The following is an 18739-nucleotide window of genomic DNA, read 5'->3' on the forward strand; positions in this document are numbered from 1 at the left end:
ATTGAAAGGATGAAGCAAATGCGGCGTAGAATGATTACTCTCATTTATATTCTAGTTGGCGCGGCAGTGGGATTTTACTATTTGCCATTATTATGGGGAATTTTGAACATCGCCCTTAACTCGGCATTATTAGTATTTATCGACATTATTATTGGGGCACTTATTTTCTGGCTATTATCACTCCCATTAGTTAGCGGCACTGAAAAGTTGATCCAGCGAATTGAAAAAGAACTAACAAAGCGTAGTCCCGTATACCTTTTCTTTGGAACCTTACTAACGATTATTGGCTTAGTTTTGGCGGTTCTTATTTCGATTCCATTGTGGAGAACGAGGATTCCGGTAATTAATAATATTTTGCCGATCCTTCTAATGATTGTCTTTAGTTATTTTGGTTTTCGGATTGGTACAACACGGTTAGATGACTGGCGTAAAGCATTTACCCATGCCAAAAGTAGTAAAAATGATGGTGGTAATGTAATTGAACGCCAGGATGACAACTATCATCATTATAAAATTCTAGATACGAATATTTTGATTGATGGACGCATCTATGATTTAGTCAAAACGGGTTTCTTAGAAGGAACGTTACTGGTCCCTAACTTTGTTTTATATGAATTGCAATATATTGCTGATTCTGGTGAAAGCATTAAGCGTGTGCGTGGACGCCGTGGCCTTGATATTTTAAACAAATTACGGAGTGAAAAAATCGTTCCAATTGAAATGTATGATGGAGATTTTGAAGATATTCCAGAAGTTGATAGTAAATTAATTGCCCTCGCTAAAAAGGTGGATGGGGTAATTGTGACCAATGATTATAACCTTAATAAAGTAATTCAATTCCAAAACGTTCAAGTATTAAATATTAATAACTTGGCGAAATCATTACGACCACGCGTTATCCCCGGTGAAACGATGACAGTGGTTGTTGTGAAAAAGGGAACTGAACGCCAACAGGGAGTTGCTTACCTTGATGATGGAACGATGGTCGTAGTTGAAGACGGTCGTTACTTTATGGATAAACAAATTGAAGTTGAAGTAACCAGTGCTCTTCAAACGGACGCTGGTCGAATGATCTTTGCACGCCCTCTTCATTCCCAACGAGGAATTGATGAGCATACGGATGCGGAACATAAAGACAATCGGAATACTAAGGATAAGAAAAAATAGAAAGATAGCTGCGAGGATGAATAAGGCTTTTCTCACTCGCAGCTATTTTTAAACAAAAAAAGAAGCAGCTTAGGAAAAAGCTGCTTCTTAGGGAGTATTACGATAATCTTGGGGGAGATTTCGTAAAAAGAAAATATTTTTTTCGGTTACTATTGGGAGGAGTAATTGAAAAATAATAGGTTTCATTGATGTAGTAAAGTTCATCTTTACTACGATATATATAATAGCAGTAGAATGTGAAGAAAGTATGACCAAATAGTAAATAATTTTTTTGAAAACAAATTAATATTATCAGAAATGCTATTCTGATACGGAATGTGGTAAGATTAACTGTACAAATTAATTCTTTATTAATGAATTTTAAGGAGCGGATAGACATGCTAACAATTTACAATACGTTAACAAGAAAAAAAGAAGAATTTAAGCCATTGCATCCAGGCGTTGTTAACATGTATGTCTGTGGTCCGACGGTTTATAATTACATTCATATCGGAAATGCACGCAGTACGATTGCCTTTGATACAGTCCGACGTTACCTTGAATTTAAGGGATATAAAGTAAATTACGTTTCGAATTTTACGGATGTTGACGATAAGATGATTAAGGCAGCAGCTGAGCAAGGGATTACAGTTCCCCAGCTAGCAGAAAAATACATAGATGCTTTTATGGAGGATACAACTGCTATCAATATTGAACCGGCTACTCTCCATCCCCGGGCAACTGAAAATATTGGTGAGATTATTAAGTTTGTTCAGGACCTGATAAATAGAGGGTATGCTTATGCTAAAGATGGGGATGTTTATTATCGCACGCGAAAATTTAAGAATTATGGACAACTTTCTGGGCAGTCGCTAGATGACTTAGAAGTAGGTGCTAGCGAACATGTTAGTACAGATGAGGTTAATAAAAAGGAAGATCCGCTCGATTTTGCTTTATGGAAAGCAGCTAAGCCTGGCGAAATTAGTTGGGATTCACCATGGGGAAAAGGTCGTCCGGGATGGCATATTGAATGCTCAGTGATGGCTACTAAGTACTTGGGCAAGACAATTGATATTCATGCAGGGGGACAAGATCTTGAATTTCCTCACCATGAAAATGAGATTGCCCAAAGTGAAGCGGAAACAGGTCAAAAGTTTGTTCGTTACTGGATGCATAATGGTTTTGTAACAATTGGAAAAGATAACGAGAAGATGAGTAAGTCCCTCCATAATTTCATTACGGTTCATGAAATTATAAAGAAAGTAGATCCCCAGGTTTTACGTTTCTTTATGGCGACTACTCAATATCGGCGTCCAATTCAATATAGTCAGGCCAATTTAACTGATGCGCAAAATAATCTTAATCATATTCAAACAGCTTTTGATAACTTGACTTATCGTGAACAAGATGCCGATGAAGGAGATGCTCAAGAAGTCACTGATCGGCTTAATCAATTTCATCATCAATTTATTATGGCGATGGATGATGATATCAATGTCCAAAATGGGATTGCCACAGTATACGAACTAGTTAAGTATGCAAATGTTTATGTGCAACAAGATAATATTAGTTTAGGTGCTATTCAAGCAATCAAAAAGGAACTTGTTAAATTGATGAGTATTTTTGGCGTTAAGCTTGAAGCAAGTGACAACCAAATTAATGATGAAAAGATCAAGCAATTGATTGAAGAACGAAATATAGCACGGAAGAATAAAGACTTTGCGCGAAGTGATGAAATCCGTGATAATCTTAAGAAACAAGGGATTATTCTTGAAGATACCCCTCAAGGAACACGTTATAAAAAGAAATAGAAAGGATCCTTATGGTACAAGCAGATTATCGACAACTTAATGGTATTGCTTTAGCTTATTTAGGGGATGCCGCTTATGAGGTTTACATTCGTCAGCACCTTTTAACTAAGGGGATTAGTAAGCCAACTAAATTACAACATATTGCAACCCACTATGTTTCAGCTAAAGCACAGGCGGCTCTCATTGACCTGATGAAAGAAGACGAGTTATTGTCAGATGAAGAATGGTCGTACTTTAAGCGGGGACGAAATGCTAATAGTCATACCCATGCTAAGAATACATCAGTCATGACTTACCGGATTTCAACCGGATTTGAAGCTGTGATGGGTTACCTCAAATTAGCTGGTAAAGAAGAGCGATTGGCAGAATTAGCACAATGGTGTATCGAACAAGTAGAAGCGGGGCGAACAGCACATGAAAAATGAGAATATGGATTTTATTATTGGTCGTCACCCGGCTGTGATGGCACTAAAATCTGACCAAGAGATTAATAAAGTTTTTATTCAGTCTGGTTTAAAGGCAGATGCCATTTCCCAGATTGTTAAATTGGCTAAAGAACGCCATTTAGTTGTATCAAATGTTCCTAAAAATAAATTGGATTTGATGACTGATCGGCAAAATCACCAGGGGGTTGTATTAGCTGTAGCAGCGTATCAGTATGCAACGATTGATGACCTCTTTGATAACGCGGCCAAGCATGACGAAGATCCGTTTTTTCTCATTCTTGATGAACTAGAAGATCCTCATAATCTTGGTTCAATCATCCGAACAGCTGATGCCGCTGGTGTTCATGGGATTATTATTCCACGACGACGAGCAGTCGGGTTGACTTCAGTGGTTGCCAAAACATCCACGGGGGCAATTGAACACGTACCAGTTGCCCGAGTGACAAACCTGGTTCAAACTGCTAAAGAGCTTCAAGAACGAGGTGTTTGGTTATTCGGTACTGATATGAAAGGAAAGGATTATCGAACATGGGATGCTCATGGTGCCGTAGCTTTAGTTATCGGTAATGAGGGTAAAGGAATTTCATCCTTGCTAAAGAAAACTTGTGATGAAATGCTGACAATTCCAATGGTTGGGCACGTTCAAAGCTTAAATGCGAGTGTTGCAGCAAGTCTATTGATCTACCAAGGATTTAATTCACGCCATCCTTTAAAATAATTTTGATTTTATTGCTTTTAAACCTTGATTCGTGCTAACCTATGTACTGTGTGGAGGTGGTAAGTATGTCCCAGAAAAAAGTAGCATTGGAATGTACAAAGTGCGGTGCGCGTAATTATACGATTACCGCAAACCCTCAACGACAAGAACGATTAGAATTACGTAAATTCTGTAAATATTGCGGTGAGTATACTATTCACCGTGAAAGCAGATAGTGGAGGAAATTATGCACTTAATTCGATTTATCAAGAGTGTTAACCACGAAATGAAGCTAGTTGTATGGCCAACAGCTAAGGAAAATCGTCGTGATACGACTATTGTTGTTTCATTGACTCTGTTCTTCGTACTATTCTTTGCTCTGTTTGATTGGTTAATTCAATTAATGATGAAACTCTTTGTTTAACATTAGTAGTCAAATAGAAATTAGTTTGTTATACTAAATCTAAGGGAACTTCGTAGCTATTACGAAGTTTTTTATTTTACTAAAAAATGATTTAAATTATGATAGGAGGATTCATCGTGGAATCACATGAAAAACGTTGGTATGTGCTCCATACCTACTCTGGTTACGAAAACCGGGTTAAGAGTAACTTGGAATCACGAGCCCAATCAATGGGAATGGAAGACTATATTTTTCGAGTAGTTGTTCCTGAAGAAGAAGTTCGCCAGGTTAAAGACGGGCAAGCAAAAGAGACAATTGAAAAGACGTTCCCAGGATATGTTTTAGTTGAAATGGTAATGACTGATCAGGCTTGGTATATTGCTCGTAATACTCCGGGAGTAACTGGTTTCTTAGGATCTCACGGTGGTGGTTCCAAACCAACCCCATTGCTTTCTGAAGAAGTTGAACGTATTATGAAGCGGATGGGAACTGAAACAACTGTTAGTGATATTGATGTTAAGGAAGGTGATACTGTAAAAGTTATTGCTGGTTCCTTTGCTGATATGACGGCCAAAGTTGTCGAAGTTGACCACGAAAAGCAAAAAATTAAGGCAACCGTTGAAATGTTCGGTCGTGAAACAGCTGCTGAATTAGGTTTTGATCAAATCGATACATTTTAGTTAGTTTAATCTTTTGAAAATCATTGAAATAAGTTAAGAATTGTGGTATGTTTTCTTAGTATGCTATTAACATACTGTGGGAGAGGTAAAACTTACTGCCTCATCATGACCACAACACGGACTAAGGAGGTTTTGTCTCGTGGCAAAGAAAGTAGCTAACATTGTCAAGTTGCAAATTCCTGCCGGTGCCGCTACACCAGCTCCACCAGTAGGTCCTGCACTTGGACAAGCAGGTATTAACATTATGGGCTTCACTAAGGAATTCAACGCACGGACTGCAGACCAAAAGGGTATGTTAATCCCAGTTGTAATTACTGTATATGAGGACCGTTCATTCGACTTCATTACTAAGACGCCACCTGCTGCTGTCTTACTAAAGAAGGCCGCTGGTGTTGAACATGGTTCCGGTGAACCTAACACAAACAAGGTTGCTTCAGTAACGAAGGACCAAGTTAAGGAAATCGCTGAAACTAAGATGCAAGATCTAAACGCAGCTGACGTAGAAGCAGCTATGCGCATGATTGAAGGTACTGCTCGTAGCATGGGCTTCACTGTTGAAGACTAATTACTAGCAGTCGGGATGCGCTATGAAAATAGTGCACCTACGTGGGAGGTATAACTCCGCTCGACCACATTTGCAAGGAGGAAAACACAAGATGGCTAAAAAACGTGGTAAGAAGTACCAAGACGCGCTCAAGAAAGTTGACAGCAAGAAAGAATACGCTGTTAAAGACGCTGTCCAATTAGTAAAAGATATTGCCTACGCTAACTTCGACTCTACTATCGAAGTAGCATTTAACTTAAACGTTGACACAAAGCAAGCTGACCAACAATTACGTGGTGCCGTTGTTTTACCAAATGGTACTGGTAAGGATCAAACAGTTATTGTTTTCGCTAATGGTGAAAATGCTAAGGCTGCTCAAGAAGCTGGTGCTGACTTTGTTGGCGACGATGACTTAGTAGAAAAGATTCAAGACGGTTGGCTTGACTTTGACGTTGCAATTGCAACACCAGATATGATGCCTAAAGTAGGTCGTTTAGGACGTGTCCTTGGACCTAAGGGCTTAATGCCAAACCCTAAGACTGGTACTGTTACAATGGACGTGGCTAAGGCTGTTTCAGATGCCAAGGCTGGTCAAGTAACTTACCGGACTGACCGTGATGGTAACGTTGCTGTGCCATTCGGTAAGGTTTCATTTGATACTGACAAGTTAGTTGAAAACTTGGCCACTTTAGAAGATATTGTGGCTAAGGCTCGTCCAGCTTCAGTACGTGGAACATACATCAAGCACGCTTCCATTTCTTCAACATTTGGACCTAGTGTTACGCTTGATTTAACCACATTTTAATTTAAATTAATTAGAATTAACGAGACTTTGAATTTTTGTTCAAAGTCTTTTTTTGTACCCTCGGGGTGGATGGTGAAAGAAGGGGGCTGTAAATATTTGGTCTTCTGAATACAGAAGCAACATCCTAAATTACTCGGTGTTCCCAGAGACTCGATCATTTATGTCCGAGTAATTTTCACACTTCACAATGGAGATATGTTGTGCTATATTATTAAACGATGATAAAATAATTAAAAAATAATTAGATTTTATCATTTGGATTTAAAACTAATTAAGGAGTGACGACAATGACACAATTTAAATTTTCAGAGCGTGTTCCAGCAGATGGTACGGATGCAGTTGGTGCAATTTTACAAGCAGCAGCGGATCCTAAGATTATTTCATTTGCTGGGGGATTGCCGGCACCCGAATTGTTTCCTGTTAAAGAAATGAAGGCAGCTGTTGATAAGGTTTTTGAAGAACATGGTCAAGAAGCGATGCAGTATGGAGCAGCAAAGGGAGTCACAGCTTTACGTGAGGTCATCCAACAGCATGTAAAGGAAAAAGAAAACGTTGACTCTGAATTAGACAATGTTTTAGTAACAACGGGATCCGAACAGGTCCTGGATTTGGTAGGGAAGGCTTTTGTTGATCCTGGTGATACTGTATTAGTTGAACAACCAACATATCTGTGTGCTTTAGATGTTTTTCGTTCTTACGGTGCTAATTTTGCTAGTGTTGAGATGGATGAAGATGGGATGAAGATGGATGCATTAGAAGAAGCGCTGAAGGCTAATCCAAATACCAAACTCATTTATACAGTACCAAACTTCCAAAATCCAACTGGACGAACAATGACTGAAGAACGCCGAAAGCAGTTAGCTGAATTAGCAGAAAAATACGATGTATATATACTAGAAGATAATCCATATGGTGAAATTCGTTTTGTTGGCGAGCATGTACCAGCGGTTAAGGCGTTTGATAAATCAGGCCATGTCCTTTATATGAGTACATTTTCCAAGACATTAGCACCCGGATTTCGCTTAGGATGGTTGGTTGCTGATGAAGATGTTGTTAATAAATTAACAGTTCTTAAGCAATCGGCTGACCTTCATACAGATAACTTAGCTCAATTCGCGGTTGCCCAATTCTTTGCTGATAATGATGTGGATGCCCACGTTAAAGAAATTAGTAATTTATACGGCAAACGTAAAGATTTAATGCTGGAAGGAATAAAAAAATACTTCCCAGAAGGAGTTAAATACACCGATCCAGAAGGTGGCATGTTCTTGTGGGTAGAAGTGCCCGGTGTTGATGATACAGTTGAATTATTTAAAGAATGCCTTGAACATAATGTAGCCTTTGTTCCCGGTGACCCATTCTTTGCTAGTGAAGTTCAACCCGGTGCTTTCCGCTTGAACTATTCAAATATGAAAGAAGACCAGATTGAAGTCGGATTAAAGCGTTTAGGAGCGGCTTTAACAGCTGCCGTTAATAAGTAATTATTTTAGCCATTAATAAAGATAATCCTAATAAAAATTTGAATTTAAGTAGTTGTGAGGCTGTGGAAATTTTTCCATAGTCTCTATTTATATGTTGCTATAAATGAATTACATCACTAAAATCATTTTGTACTTTTAGTTAATTATGATTATAATTATATTAATTGCTGATAAGTTTTAAATATTCGGGTTTCTGACTATCCAATTGGGATAGAAATAGGCATTATCAAAATTTTTAAAGGTAAAAGGAGTTTTTGATAATGTCAATAATAAATTTAACTAATACAGGAATGGCAGCGTCCGTTATCCTTACTTTAATAGTAATGTTTATGGTATCTTTTGTAGTTAGTTTTTTATTTTGGCTGATTTATCACCAAAATATGAAAAAGGGATAATTATAGATGTTAATTGTAATTTTTACACTTATTTGGGGGATCGCGCTGTTTATATTTTTATTTTATTCGTTGATTAGTCTTTTATTTCGAATGATTTCATATCCTCGTGACTTTTATCACTTTGCTGGAAACCAACAACCAGCTAAAATTGACTGTAATTTACAATATTATGTTATCGTTCCATGTTTTAATGAAGCAGGGGTTATTCAACGAACAATAAAGGGGCTATTGAAATTTAAACAATTTGAAATAGTAGTAGTAGATGATGCCAGTAGTGATGGTTCGATCAGTAAAATTAAGCAGATTAATAATTCACGTGTACACCTTTTACGGCGTTATGTCCCTAATGCCCATACAGGTAAAGGAGACGTATTGAACTTTGCTTTAGATTATATCTGTCAGATCACTATCCGTCAGGGAGTTCCCTTTGAAAAGGTTATTATTGGGGTTGTGGATGCTGATGCGCAATTAGCTGATAATGCGCTACAAAGATTAAATGCATATTTTTCTTTACCAAAGACGAACATTACCCAGATGCGAGTTAAAATGTATCCACATTTTAAAAATGGCTTACAAATATTGCAAGATATTGAGTTTTTTAGCATTAATCACATGGCTCAAATTATGCGAATGTATACTAAAACAGTTGGTTTAAGTGGAAATGGACAATTTTTCCGTCTCAAACCAATTATTGATAAAATTGGTGTACATCCCTGGGGTAATGCGCTATTAGATGATTATGAATTAACGATAAAGATGATGCTAAAAAAATTGCGTGTTGATTATATGACAGATACATATGTTTACCAGGAAGCATTAACGTCTCCGAAAAGGTTTATTCGTCAACGGAGTAGGTGGGTGCAAGGCGATTTAAATTGTCTTAAGTACCTTCCGCAAGTTATTAAAAGTCGAATTTTAAGTAGGACACAGAAACTTGGAATATATTATTTTCTGCTTCAGCCATGGCTTAATTTTCTTGCAGATATTGCGATTATTATTTTAACGACGATTACCCTTACTCATTGGCATGATCTTTATAGTTACTTGCCGATTATGACCTTTTCATTAGTGATAGGAGGATTAGTAACCTTTTCATTATTTTGGGGAATAATTTTTGGTATCTTTTACTGTCGTGACTTAGCTCACTATCATGAACCCCCTTTAAAAAAGCGTCAATTGTTCTTTTTACCGATTGGAATTTCCTATATGTATGTTATTCTGTTTTTTAGTATTATAATGGCTTATTGGCGATGGAGTTTCCATCAAAATTCGTGGATTAAAACGGAACATGGGAAAAATGCGGCTTGAGTTTATTTATAATTAGCAGGGAGATATGATGAGAAAGATTAAAGTAATGACGGTATTTGGAACTCGTCCGGAGGGAATTAAAATGGGTCCAGTCGTTAAGGCACTGGAGCAAGATGAGCGCTTTTTATCTGTGGTTGTTTCGACTGGTCAGCATGCTGCAATGCTTCAACAGGTTTTGGCTGTTTTCCAAATAGAACCTGATTATAATTTGAAAATAATGCGTCCTGGACAAACATTAACAGAAATTACAATAGAAACGATGACCAGACTTGAACCAATTATTCAAAAAGAACGGCCAGATATTGTATTAGTTCATGGTGATACTAGTTCGGCCTACGCTTCGGCCTTAGCTGCCTTTTATAATCGGATTGCAATTGGTCATGTAGAAGCTGGGTTGCGAACATGGGATAAATATTCTCCTTATCCGGAAGAGATGAACCGACAAATGATTGACGATCTTGCTGATTTATATTTTGCGCCAACGGAAACAAGTGCTAAAAATCTCAAAATGGGAAATCATTGTCATGGAATTATAGTTACGGGTAATACGGCAATTGATGCTTTGCGGTATACGATTAATCATTCGTACCATCACCAAGTACTAGACGAAATTACCCCCGGCAAGAAAATTATTTTACTTACGATGCACCGGCGAGAAAATTGGGGTAAACCAATGGCAGAAACCTTTAAGGCAATTAAGACAATTGTGGACCACCGTGACGATATTGACGTTATTTATCCGGTTCACCTTAATCCGAAAGTCCAAGCGGTTGCTAACAAAATTTTGGGAAATGATAATCATTTTCATTTGATTTCCCCATTGGATGTGGTTGATTTTCATAATATTATGAGTAAGGCTTTACTGGTAATGAGTGATTCAGGCGGGGTGCAGGAAGAAGCACCGGCACTTCATAAACCAGTTCTCGTTTTGCGTACTACTACAGAGCGTCCAGAAGGTGTAACTGCCGGAACCCTTAAATTAATCGGGACGGAATTTAATAATGTAGCTAAAGAATTATCTTCATTATTAGAGAATCCTGAAGAATATGATAAGATGAGTAAAGCTCAGAATCCTTATGGGGATGGGTATGCAAGTGAACGGATTTTAGATGCGATTGCTGAATGGGCGGAAACCCAAAAAGAATTATAAAAAAGTCCCTTTACAGAACTTTAGGGAATATGTTAAACTGTAAAAGTTGATTAAATATGACTCTGCCTAAGACTCAGGTGGCGAAAGCCTTAATTAAATGCCTGCCGAGGAAGAAATGAAAGTTCCTTCTCTATGTCTGCGGTCATAGGGATTTTTTTATAAATCCGATCAAAAAAACATTGCAGGAGGTGAAAATTCATGAGTGAAGCAGCTATTGCTAAGAAAGCTGAAATCGTTAAGCAAACTATTGATATGCTTAATGCAGCCCAAAGTGCTATCGTTGTAGATTACCGTGGTTTGACTGTTGCGGAAGTTACTGACTTACGTAAGCAACTTCGCGATGCGGGTGTCCAAATGTCAGTTATCAAGAACAAGATTCTTGATCGTGCTGTTGAAGGCACTGATTACGAAGATCTTCGTTCTACTTTTGTTGGACCAACTGCTGTTGCCTTTTCTGACGAAGACCCAATTGCTCCAGCTAAGATCTTAAAGAAGTTCGCTGATGATCACGACGCTCTTGAAATCAAGGGTGGCTTCATTGAAAAGAGTGTTAAGACTCTTGACGAAATCAACGAATATGCAAATATGCCAGGTCGAGAAGAACTGTTGTCAATGCTTGCATCTGCATTACAAGATCCAATGCGGAAGATTGCTCGCGCAGTCAAGGCTATTGCCGACAAGGAAGACGAAGCCGCATAATATATCAATACAATACAAAATTAAAATTAATTACCTAAACATTGGAGGAAATAAACATGGCTTTTGATAAGGATGCTATTATTGCTTCATTAAAGGAAGCATCAATCTCTGACCTTAACGACTTAGTTAAGGCTATCGAAGAAGAATTTGACGTTTCTGCTGCTGCTCCAGTTGCAGTTGCAGGTGCTGCTGGTGGTGACGCTGCTGCTAAGGACAGCTTCACTGTAGAATTAACTGAACCAGGTTCAGCTAAGGTTAAGGTTATTAAGGCTGTTAAGGACATTACTGGTCTTGGTCTTAAGGATGCTAAGGACCTTGTTGATGGTGCTCCATCAGCTATTAAGGAAGACGTTAAGGAAGACGAAGCTAACGACATCAAGGAAAAGCTTGAAGCTGCTGGTGCTACTGTTACCCTTAAGTAGTCTAAAATTATTAAGTAAAAAAGAGTTACGAGAAGTAATTTTCGTAACTCTTTTTTTGTTTGTGCGCCTAGCATGAATATGGTAGCGTATGGGCCGTAGTAGTTGGAACTATAAGTTGATGATCCAACTGTGAGTGAGGGGGAATCTAAAAAATTTTAAGGGAAAATACCTTAAAAATGAAAAACTGGAACAACTTGGACTTATAAATCTGTTCAAGACGCTCCAGTTAATTCAAACATGATTAAGTTGACAAACTGCCCGTACGTACAGTGGTGTAAGAGGTTATTAATTGAATTAATCAATCAATTGTCTCGTATTTAATTGGGCTACAAATCAACTTAACTTCTTAAAGTATAGACTACTATGATGTAGTAGCTGGCGGGGGACTTAACTATCCACCTTGTCAAGAAAGTTGTTTCCCATTCTCCTTTTGACATGTGAAAAGGAGAATAGAAAAGTTACAAAGTAGGTAAACCTACTTTGTAGGATGAGTAGTACTATTGTTACTGGTGCGGTAACCAAAGTAGAATTGAATAGCAGCAATAGCAATATTAACCCAGTTCATAGCAATAAACCAACCGTTAATTGCGCTTGCATCATGAGATACACCATAATAAACCCAAAAACCAATAATAATTGCACAAACATTGATCCAAGCGAAAGTCTTTTGTAGGATTTGATTATTAAGTTGGAACCACATCCAAATAACATTAATGACAAACCAAATAGCTAAGATCCAAAAAATAACATTAAATAACATAAGCTATCCCTCCTTAGGACTTAAATAAAAGCAAATAACTTTATACTGTACTGATAAATAGCAACATTCGAAAAAAGTATTACTCGGTGTAGTTAGCAGTTGAAGTTATTCAAATATTCGTAATTTACGATAGATAATGGTAATACTTTATTTTTGGGAAAGTTGCTGTTTAGCATCTTCATATCCGTCAACATAGTCATGAAGTGCATGCATCTTACCTTTGATGAATTTGTTGGTAACATTAATAACTCGTTGCGGATATTTGCGGAAAGGTTCTAGTGCCTTATAATCTTTAACTGCTTGATCATAACCTTTTTGGTATGCGCTTGTTACATTTTCTTGGCTACCTGACGTAGGACACTTTTTCTTTTTGAACATGATTATCACCTCTTTTGTTATCCTACTATGATAGTAACAATTATACAAACTCAATTCCAATAATATGATATAAAAATAAAAATATTATATCTTAATAAAGAGGGGTGTGACATAGGTCAGGCTCCTTTCATAAAGAATAAATAGCGTAGTACACAATAATGGCCTCCAACACTCGGTAAAACCGAACCTTGGAGGCCGCTTTTTAATCTTTATTCTTTTTAAGAAGTTCAGTAATTTCTTTGAGGTACATAACTTCTTCGCTAGGAGTATCTTTTTGATTATCCTCTTTTTTACGGAAAGTATTAATTGCTTTTACCATTAAGAAAACAACAAAGGAAATAATTAGGAAGTTAATAACCGCATTTAGGAAACTTCCATATTTAAATTGAGCGTCACCAACTATCAAAACAAGGTTAGATAGGTCAACTCGACCAATGAATAGACCGATAAGGGGATTGATCAGGTTATTAACTAGTGACTTAACGATAGATGTAAAAGCTGCCCCAACAATTATCCCAACGGCCATGTCAATGACGCTACCACGTGCAATAAATGTTTTGAATTCTCTTAACATAAAATAGACCTCCTTTTAGTTCTAGGGGGGATAACTTCAATTATAATTATACCAAACAGATTATATGCTTAGTTCTTTTATGAGATGACACAGGAATATTTAATTTATTTTTAAATAATACTTGTATACTATATTCAACTACTATATTATATTTCATATAATATTACTGCTTAAAAAGGAGGGATAGAATGAAGATTCAAATTACAGCAGACTTACTCGATGGGATGGTCTTAGCAATTCTTGAACACAAAGATTATTATGGGTATGCCCTAACCCAGCGAATGCAATCAGCTATTACTATTTCCGAATCAACAATGTATCCCGTTTTACGCCGGTTAAAGAAAGATAGCTATTTAACAACTTATGATCAGCCTTATCAGGGACGTAATCGTCGTTATTATCAAATTACGGAGGCCGGCAAGAAACACTTACAACGTATTCGTAAGTTATGGAATGATTATAAAAATAGTTTAGATGGTATTTTTTATGGGTTAAGTGAGGGAGAAGATAAAGATGAATGAACGTCAAAAATACATCAATGATTTATCAATATATTTAAGACAATTGACTGATGAAGAACGAAATGATGCCTTAGAATTTTATGATGAGTATATTGCAGATGCTAGACTAGAAACCCGAACAGCAATTGAGGAAAGGTTAGGCACACCACGACAGTTAAGCCATAAGATACTAGCCGATTATTCAATTAAAGCTAATAATGAGTCACTTAAAGAAGGACACCCTGCTTCACCTCATTCTAGTTGGCGTGTCTTTTGGTGGGTGCTAGTAGCGATTATTACTTCACCAATAACATTTGGGCTAGGAATTGCCTTATTAGTACTATTGTTGGCAGCAGGGGGAATCGCATTCGGTTTAATCGCTGGAATAATTGTCTTGATCTTTGGAGTTGCTGCCATAGCGATTGTATCTCTTTATGTTGGAATAGGTTTAATTGCGACAAACTTGTTCAGTGGACTATTTTATCTTGGATTAGGAGTGACCCTCATCGGCTTATTCCTTGTTTGTTTGCCTTTAATCTACTGGTTAATCAGAGTTATTGTTCAAGGGATTGCAAATTTTGCTAAATTCATTTATGCAAAAGTACAGGTAAGGGGGAAAAAGTAAATGAAAAAGACGTTTAAGGTAGGATTGATTGTTTTAATCATAGGAGTAGTTCTCCTTGGAATAGGCTTCTTTAATAATGGTAACAAGGCCGTTTATTTTGAAAACAATCGTCCAGCAATTTTTCATTTTCACACTAAAACGATAAGTACTAAAAAAGCTTTTGAACGGATTGATATTTCAGCATCGACGGCTAATGTAGTAATTCGTGAAGGCAAGAATTATCAGATTACTTATTCTGGCATCAGTAAGCATACTCCGGCAGTAACTGTTCATAATAATGTTGCTTCAATTCGCCAAACTGGTGGATTTCCGCTTGTCTTTAATTTTAACGATTATCAACCTCACCAAGATTTAATCATTGTGACTATCCCGCATGACCAAGCCTTAGCTGGGCGCATTCATTTAGAAAGTGGTGATCTAACAGTTTCTAAAGTTAAAATGGACAATATTGATGTTAACAGTGGTGCAGGCGACGTTGAATATCATCAAGTTACATTACGTGGTGGAAGTACAAAACTTTCGTCAGGTAACTTCACAGGACATGATTTAACAGTTCAAGGCCAATATACTGTTAATAATCAGTCTGGCGATAATACGGTCACAAACACAACTGTTGATGGTTATTTCCTAAAGACTGATGCCGGTGATAATGAACTTAATGGGGAAGACAAAGGTGAAGAATCCTTACATCAAAATGATGATGCAGAAAATGTCCTCCGCTTAATAACGCAATCTGGTGATAATGAAGTAAATTAAGTAGACTAAGATCAATAAAAGCCCCTCGATATCCAGCTAGATATCGAGGAGCTTTTTAATAAGAGAAAAGTCTTAATTTTTAATTATGCGCTGGATTATTTTTCTTCAACGCCCGTACCATCATAGCAACGTTCAAGTAATTCCTTGAGTTGGCTAACAAGTGGTTCAACTGGATTAGTCGTAGTACATTGATCTTCGTAAGCTAAGCGAGCAAGATCGTCAACGGCCTTATCAAATTCTTCACGTGTAACGCCATTGTCCTTAAGACTAAGTTTAACACCACATTCGTGAGCGAGTTCGATAACTTTCTTAGCATATGCTTCAGCTAATTCTTCATCAGTGTTACCTTTCAAACCAATGAATCGTGCAATGTCAGCATAGTCCTTAGTTGCATGGTAAGTCTCATAGTGAGGCCAGAGAGCAAGTTTTTGTGGACGTTTTGCGTTAAAACGAATTACTTGTGGCATTGCAATAGCGATAAGTAAACCGTGAGGAAGACCGAATGCTCCACCCATCTTATGGGCAAGAGAATGGTTAATTCCTAAGAAGGCTTGACCAAATGCCATACCAGCCATTGTTGAGAAGTCATGCATCTTACGACGAGCTAACTTATCACCTTGAACGGACTTAGAAAGGTTTTCCATTACACCTTTAATAGTTTGTAATGACCATCCACGAGTGTAATCAGTTGCCATAACAGAAACATATGATTCAGTAGCGTGACATAAAACGTCTAGTCCAGTCCAAGCAGTGGTTTTTGCTGGAACAGTTTCAACGAATTGTGAGTCAACAATCGCAATGTTTGGTGTTAAGGCGTAGTCAGCAAGTGGGTACTTGACATGGGTTTCTGAATCGGTAATAACGGCAAATGGAGTAACTTCTGAACCAGTACCTGATGTCGTAGGGATACCAATAAGTTGAGACTTAGTAGGTTTCTTGATTTGGTAAGCACGCTTCCGGATATCAAGGTACTTTTGCATAACCCCGTACCAGGAAGTTTCTGGGTGCTCATAGAACATCCACATTGCTTTAGCAGCATCCATTGGTGAACCACCACCAAGAGCAATGATTGTATCAGGCTTAAAGTCGTTCATCATGGCAACACCCTTTTCAACAGTGTTTGTTGATGGATCTTCTTCAACATCATCGAATACTAAGAAAGCAGTGTCGTTTTGACGTTGACGTAGTTGGTCGATAACACGTTGAACGTAACCACGCTTGCTCATTCCAGGACCAGTAACGATAAATGCCCGGTTAATGTTTGGAATATCTTGCAATTCTTTTAGTGAGTTGCGTTGAAAGTATACTTTTGGGGGAATTTTAACCCATTGACGGTTTTCACGCCGCTTCGCAATTGTTTTGATGTTTAAGAGGTCCCAATCAGTAACGTTATGAGAAATTGAGTTACCACCATATGAACCAGTACCTAAAGTAAGTGATGGTGTCATGTTGTTGTAGATGTTACCGATACCACCAATACCAGATGGTGAGTTAACAATAATCCGTGAAGCACGCATTTCAAGACCGTACTTAGTTGCTAAATCATCATCAAGAGTATGGATTGCAGCAGTGTGCCCCTCACCACCGTAGTGCAGTAATTGAGCACAGATATCAAAAGCATTTTCATGGGAAGTAGCCTTGTACATTGTTAATACTGGTGAAAGCTTTTCAGCTGAAAGGGGGTATTTGTCACCAACACCTTCATATTCGGCAATAATAACCTTAGTGTTTTCAGGTACATTAATTCCACACATGTCAGCGATAGCGTTAGCTGAACGACCAGCAATCGGTCCACGAACTTGGTGACGCTTAGGATCGATGAAGCCGTCAGTGAACTTATCAATTTCATTTGGCTTCAAGAAGTAACAGTTCCATTTTTGGAATTCTTCTTTTACCTTGTCGTAGATCTCTTCGTCAACAACAACTGAGTTTTCAGTAGCACAGATCATTCCGTTATCGAAAGTCTTAGAAAGAACAATATCGTAAACAGAACGCTCAATATTAGCAGTCTTTTCAATGTAAGCTGGACCGTTACCAGGACCAACACCAAGTGCAGGGTTACCTGAACTATAAGCAGCCTTAACTAATGAAGGGCCACCAGTTGCTAAAATGGTAGCAGTCTTAGGATGTTGTAACAGTGCAGTTGTATTTTCACGGCTACTTTCAGGAAGCCATTGAATCATGTTTTTTGGTGCACCAGCTTTTTCAGCAGCCTCTTGTAAAATCTTAGCCGTTTTAATAGAAGATTTCATTGCTTGACGGTGGAATGAAAAGATAATTGTATTCCGTGTCTTAGCGCTAATGATTGATTTGAAAATAGTTGTTGATGTAGGGTTAGTAACGGGAACGATACCTGCAATAATACCAAGAGGATCGGCAATCGTGATAGTTTGGTTTTCATCGTTATCTTCAATGATTCCTACAGTTTTATCATGACGGATGTTGTTCCAAATGTATTCACTTGCGTAGATGTTCTTGATAGCCTTATCTTCGGCAACTCCACGACCTGTTTCTTCGGCTGCATCAATAGCTAAATCCATGTGATGTTCTTCAGCAGCCAAGGCCATTGCTTGACAAATTTTATCAACTTGTTCTTGTGAGTAGTAACGTAATTGTTCAAAAGCAGCTTCACTTTTGGCAATGATGTCATCAACTAATTTTTGTGCATTTTTCTTTTTTTCTTCTTCAGTTAATACGTTTTTTTCAACTTGTTTTTTGTTGTTAGCAGGCATAATTGAAATCTCCTTTTTCAATTTTTCTTTGTTAACCTTTGAACATTTATAATATTACTACATTTTTTTGCTTTGTAAACATCTTTGTGAATCTTTAAACAATGGTTGCTTTTTGTGAATTCGCTTACAACATTGTCTTGATAACACTTTCATGACAGCAAAAAGCATTGGTATTATTTTTAGGGCGATGAGATGGCAGATTCACTAACTATTAACCATTGAAATTGATTTCACAAAGGAGGCATAGAGGAGAATGGATTGATTTAACTTAGTTAGTTATTAAGTTAACGATTCGTCAGAAGATTATTGGGAATAAAAAAACACCATTCAGAATGACGTGTACCCTTAAAGTTGGAACCTGTATGTTCTTGCTTTAAAATTGAATAAATATTTTTCTAGGCAACTAGATTCTGCTCATATTGAAGTG

Annotated in this window: 21 protein-coding genes and 1 other annotated feature; of the genes, 17 read left to right on the top strand and 4 right to left on the bottom strand. The window is 37.5% G+C overall.

Annotated elements, in window-relative coordinates; genetic code table 11:
- Positions 1 to 9 precede the first annotated feature (9 nt).
- The 14 genes from H5R88_RS02075 (at position 10) to rplL (ending at position 11987) form a co-directional block, all read left to right on the top strand.
- Positions 10 to 1167: a PIN/TRAM domain-containing protein gene (locus tag H5R88_RS02075; RefSeq protein WP_182600141.1), complete on the top strand. Its 1158-nt coding sequence runs from the start codon at positions 10 to 12 to the stop codon at positions 1165 to 1167.
- Between the two features lie 377 nt (positions 1168 to 1544).
- Positions 1545 to 2957 carry a cysteine--tRNA ligase gene (gene cysS / locus H5R88_RS02080; RefSeq protein WP_182600142.1) on the top strand — a complete coding sequence of 471 codons (1413 nt, stop codon included), beginning with the start codon at positions 1545 to 1547 and terminating at the stop codon, positions 2955 to 2957.
- An 11-nt stretch (positions 2958 to 2968) separates the two neighbouring features.
- Positions 2969 to 3382 (top strand): Mini-ribonuclease 3, encoded by a 414-nt coding sequence (locus tag H5R88_RS02085; protein ID WP_003670544.1) that lies wholly within the window; start codon positions 2969 to 2971, stop codon positions 3380 to 3382.
- Positions 3372 to 4121, top strand: a complete 750-nt coding sequence (gene rlmB / locus H5R88_RS02090) for a 23S rRNA (guanosine(2251)-2'-O)-methyltransferase RlmB (RefSeq protein WP_182578749.1) — start codon at positions 3372 to 3374, stop codon at positions 4119 to 4121. Before H5R88_RS02085 ends, rlmB begins: the two co-directional genes overlap by 11 nt.
- Before the next feature lie 65 nt (positions 4122 to 4186).
- A complete protein-coding gene (gene rpmG, locus H5R88_RS02095; protein ID WP_182578748.1) occupies positions 4187 to 4336 on the top strand; it encodes a 50S ribosomal protein L33 in 150 nt (49 codons plus the stop codon).
- An 11-nt stretch (positions 4337 to 4347) separates the two neighbouring features.
- Entirely contained in the window at positions 4348 to 4524 is a 177-nt protein-coding gene (gene secE, locus H5R88_RS02100) for a preprotein translocase subunit SecE (protein ID WP_003666294.1), read from the top strand.
- A gap of 116 nt (positions 4525 to 4640) precedes the next feature.
- The gene (nusG, locus tag H5R88_RS02105; protein WP_308182602.1) at positions 4641 to 5183 is read left to right on the top strand and encodes a transcription termination/antitermination protein NusG; all 543 of its coding nucleotides are present in this window, start codon (positions 4641 to 4643) and stop codon (positions 5181 to 5183) included.
- 139 nt (positions 5184 to 5322) lie between these two features.
- Positions 5323 to 5748 (top strand): 50S ribosomal protein L11, encoded by a 426-nt coding sequence (gene rplK, locus H5R88_RS02110; RefSeq protein ID WP_003666299.1) that lies wholly within the window; start codon positions 5323 to 5325, stop codon positions 5746 to 5748.
- 91 nt (positions 5749 to 5839) lie between these two features.
- Positions 5840 to 6532 carry a 50S ribosomal protein L1 gene (rplA, locus tag H5R88_RS02115; RefSeq protein WP_003666300.1) on the top strand — a complete coding sequence of 231 codons (693 nt, stop codon included), beginning with the start codon at positions 5840 to 5842 and terminating at the stop codon, positions 6530 to 6532.
- A gap of 287 nt (positions 6533 to 6819) precedes the next feature.
- On the top strand, positions 6820 to 8013 hold the full coding sequence (locus H5R88_RS02120) for an aminotransferase-like domain-containing protein (RefSeq protein WP_182578746.1): 1194 nt from the start codon (positions 6820 to 6822) through the stop codon (positions 8011 to 8013).
- A 401-nt stretch (positions 8014 to 8414) separates the two neighbouring features.
- Positions 8415 to 9716, top strand: coding sequence for a glycosyltransferase (locus H5R88_RS02125; protein ID WP_182600143.1), 1302 nt, complete (start codon positions 8415 to 8417; stop codon positions 9714 to 9716).
- Between the two features lie 28 nt (positions 9717 to 9744).
- A complete protein-coding gene (wecB, locus tag H5R88_RS02130) occupies positions 9745 to 10866 on the top strand; it encodes a non-hydrolyzing UDP-N-acetylglucosamine 2-epimerase (RefSeq protein WP_182578777.1) in 1122 nt (373 codons plus the stop codon).
- 47 nt (positions 10867 to 10913) lie between these two features.
- Positions 10914 to 11032: a sequence feature (ribosomal protein L10 leader region), on the top strand.
- Between the two features lie 32 nt (positions 11033 to 11064).
- Complete coding sequence (gene rplJ / locus H5R88_RS02135) at positions 11065 to 11565, top strand: 50S ribosomal protein L10 (RefSeq protein ID WP_182578744.1); 501 nt, start codon at positions 11065 to 11067, stop codon at positions 11563 to 11565.
- 56 nt (positions 11566 to 11621) lie between these two features.
- Complete coding sequence (gene rplL, locus H5R88_RS02140) at positions 11622 to 11987, top strand: 50S ribosomal protein L7/L12 (protein WP_003666310.1); 366 nt, start codon at positions 11622 to 11624, stop codon at positions 11985 to 11987.
- A gap of 475 nt (positions 11988 to 12462) precedes the next feature.
- Here the strand turns inward: rplL and H5R88_RS02145 are convergent, their stop codons facing one another.
- From H5R88_RS02145 to mscL, 3 genes are all read right to left on the bottom strand, one after another.
- The gene (locus tag H5R88_RS02145) at positions 12463 to 12747 is read right to left on the bottom strand and encodes a hypothetical protein (protein WP_182578743.1); all 285 of its coding nucleotides are present in this window, start codon (positions 12745 to 12747) and stop codon (positions 12463 to 12465) included.
- A gap of 147 nt (positions 12748 to 12894) precedes the next feature.
- Complete coding sequence (locus H5R88_RS02150; protein WP_182578742.1) at positions 12895 to 13125, bottom strand: hypothetical protein; 231 nt, start codon at positions 13123 to 13125, stop codon at positions 12895 to 12897.
- Between the two features lie 202 nt (positions 13126 to 13327).
- A complete protein-coding gene (gene mscL, locus H5R88_RS02155) occupies positions 13328 to 13699 on the bottom strand; it encodes a large-conductance mechanosensitive channel protein MscL (RefSeq protein WP_182578741.1) in 372 nt (123 codons plus the stop codon).
- A 188-nt stretch (positions 13700 to 13887) separates the two neighbouring features.
- Between mscL and H5R88_RS02160 the strand changes: the two genes are divergently transcribed.
- Genes H5R88_RS02160 through H5R88_RS02170 form a run of 3 tightly spaced genes read left to right on the top strand, consistent with a single transcriptional unit; the run spans position 13888 to position 15580 of the window.
- Positions 13888 to 14220 (top strand): PadR family transcriptional regulator, encoded by a 333-nt coding sequence (locus tag H5R88_RS02160; protein ID WP_182600144.1) that lies wholly within the window; start codon positions 13888 to 13890, stop codon positions 14218 to 14220.
- Positions 14213 to 14824, top strand: coding sequence for a DUF1700 domain-containing protein (locus tag H5R88_RS02165; protein WP_182578739.1), 612 nt, complete (start codon positions 14213 to 14215; stop codon positions 14822 to 14824). Before H5R88_RS02160 ends, H5R88_RS02165 begins: the two co-directional genes overlap by 8 nt.
- Complete coding sequence (locus tag H5R88_RS02170) at positions 14825 to 15580, top strand: DUF4097 family beta strand repeat-containing protein (protein ID WP_182578738.1); 756 nt, start codon at positions 14825 to 14827, stop codon at positions 15578 to 15580.
- Positions 15581 to 15675: 95 nt separating this feature from the next.
- Here H5R88_RS02170 and adhE read toward each other — a convergent pair whose 3' ends face one another.
- Positions 15676 to 18312, bottom strand: coding sequence for a bifunctional acetaldehyde-CoA/alcohol dehydrogenase (gene adhE, locus H5R88_RS02175; RefSeq protein WP_182600145.1), 2637 nt, complete (start codon positions 18310 to 18312; stop codon positions 15676 to 15678).
- Positions 18313 to 18739 lie beyond the last annotated feature (427 nt).

The organism is Limosilactobacillus agrestis (assembly GCF_014145585.1).
GTDB classification, from domain to species: domain Bacteria; phylum Bacillota; class Bacilli; order Lactobacillales; family Lactobacillaceae; genus Limosilactobacillus; species Limosilactobacillus agrestis.

Excerpts from the sequence above, each read along its gene's own strand:
- mscL (WP_182578741.1), bottom strand. The coding sequence starts at position 13,699 with ATGTTAAGAGAATTCAAAACATTTATTGCACGTGGTAGCGTCATTGAC.
- H5R88_RS02125 (WP_182600143.1), top strand. The coding sequence starts at position 8,415 with ATGTTAATTGTAATTTTTACACTTATTTGGGGGATCGCGCTGTTTATA.
- rlmB (WP_182578749.1), top strand. The coding sequence starts at position 3,372 with ATGAAAAATGAGAATATGGATTTTATTATTGGTCGTCACCCGGCTGTG.
- H5R88_RS02075 (WP_182600141.1), top strand. The coding sequence starts at position 10 with ATGAAGCAAATGCGGCGTAGAATGATTACTCTCATTTATATTCTAGTT.
- H5R88_RS02170 (WP_182578738.1), top strand. The coding sequence starts at position 14,825 with ATGAAAAAGACGTTTAAGGTAGGATTGATTGTTTTAATCATAGGAGTA.
- H5R88_RS02150 (WP_182578742.1), bottom strand. The coding sequence starts at position 13,125 with ATGTTCAAAAAGAAAAAGTGTCCTACGTCAGGTAGCCAAGAAAATGTA.
- secE (WP_003666294.1), top strand. The coding sequence starts at position 4,348 with ATGCACTTAATTCGATTTATCAAGAGTGTTAACCACGAAATGAAGCTA.
- rpmG (WP_182578748.1), top strand. The coding sequence starts at position 4,187 with ATGTCCCAGAAAAAAGTAGCATTGGAATGTACAAAGTGCGGTGCGCGT.
- rplJ (WP_182578744.1), top strand. The coding sequence starts at position 11,065 with ATGAGTGAAGCAGCTATTGCTAAGAAAGCTGAAATCGTTAAGCAAACT.
- H5R88_RS02085 (WP_003670544.1), top strand. The coding sequence starts at position 2,969 with ATGGTACAAGCAGATTATCGACAACTTAATGGTATTGCTTTAGCTTAT.
- H5R88_RS02160 (WP_182600144.1), top strand. The coding sequence starts at position 13,888 with ATGAAGATTCAAATTACAGCAGACTTACTCGATGGGATGGTCTTAGCA.
- H5R88_RS02145 (WP_182578743.1), bottom strand. The coding sequence starts at position 12,747 with ATGTTATTTAATGTTATTTTTTGGATCTTAGCTATTTGGTTTGTCATT.
- adhE (WP_182600145.1), bottom strand. The coding sequence starts at position 18,312 with ATGCCTGCTAACAACAAAAAACAAGTTGAAAAAAACGTATTAACTGAA.
- H5R88_RS02165 (WP_182578739.1), top strand. The coding sequence starts at position 14,213 with ATGAATGAACGTCAAAAATACATCAATGATTTATCAATATATTTAAGA.
- cysS (WP_182600142.1), top strand. The coding sequence starts at position 1,545 with ATGCTAACAATTTACAATACGTTAACAAGAAAAAAAGAAGAATTTAAG.
- H5R88_RS02120 (WP_182578746.1), top strand. The coding sequence starts at position 6,820 with ATGACACAATTTAAATTTTCAGAGCGTGTTCCAGCAGATGGTACGGAT.
- rplL (WP_003666310.1), top strand. The coding sequence starts at position 11,622 with ATGGCTTTTGATAAGGATGCTATTATTGCTTCATTAAAGGAAGCATCA.
- wecB (WP_182578777.1), top strand. The coding sequence starts at position 9,745 with ATGAGAAAGATTAAAGTAATGACGGTATTTGGAACTCGTCCGGAGGGA.
- rplA (WP_003666300.1), top strand. The coding sequence starts at position 5,840 with ATGGCTAAAAAACGTGGTAAGAAGTACCAAGACGCGCTCAAGAAAGTT.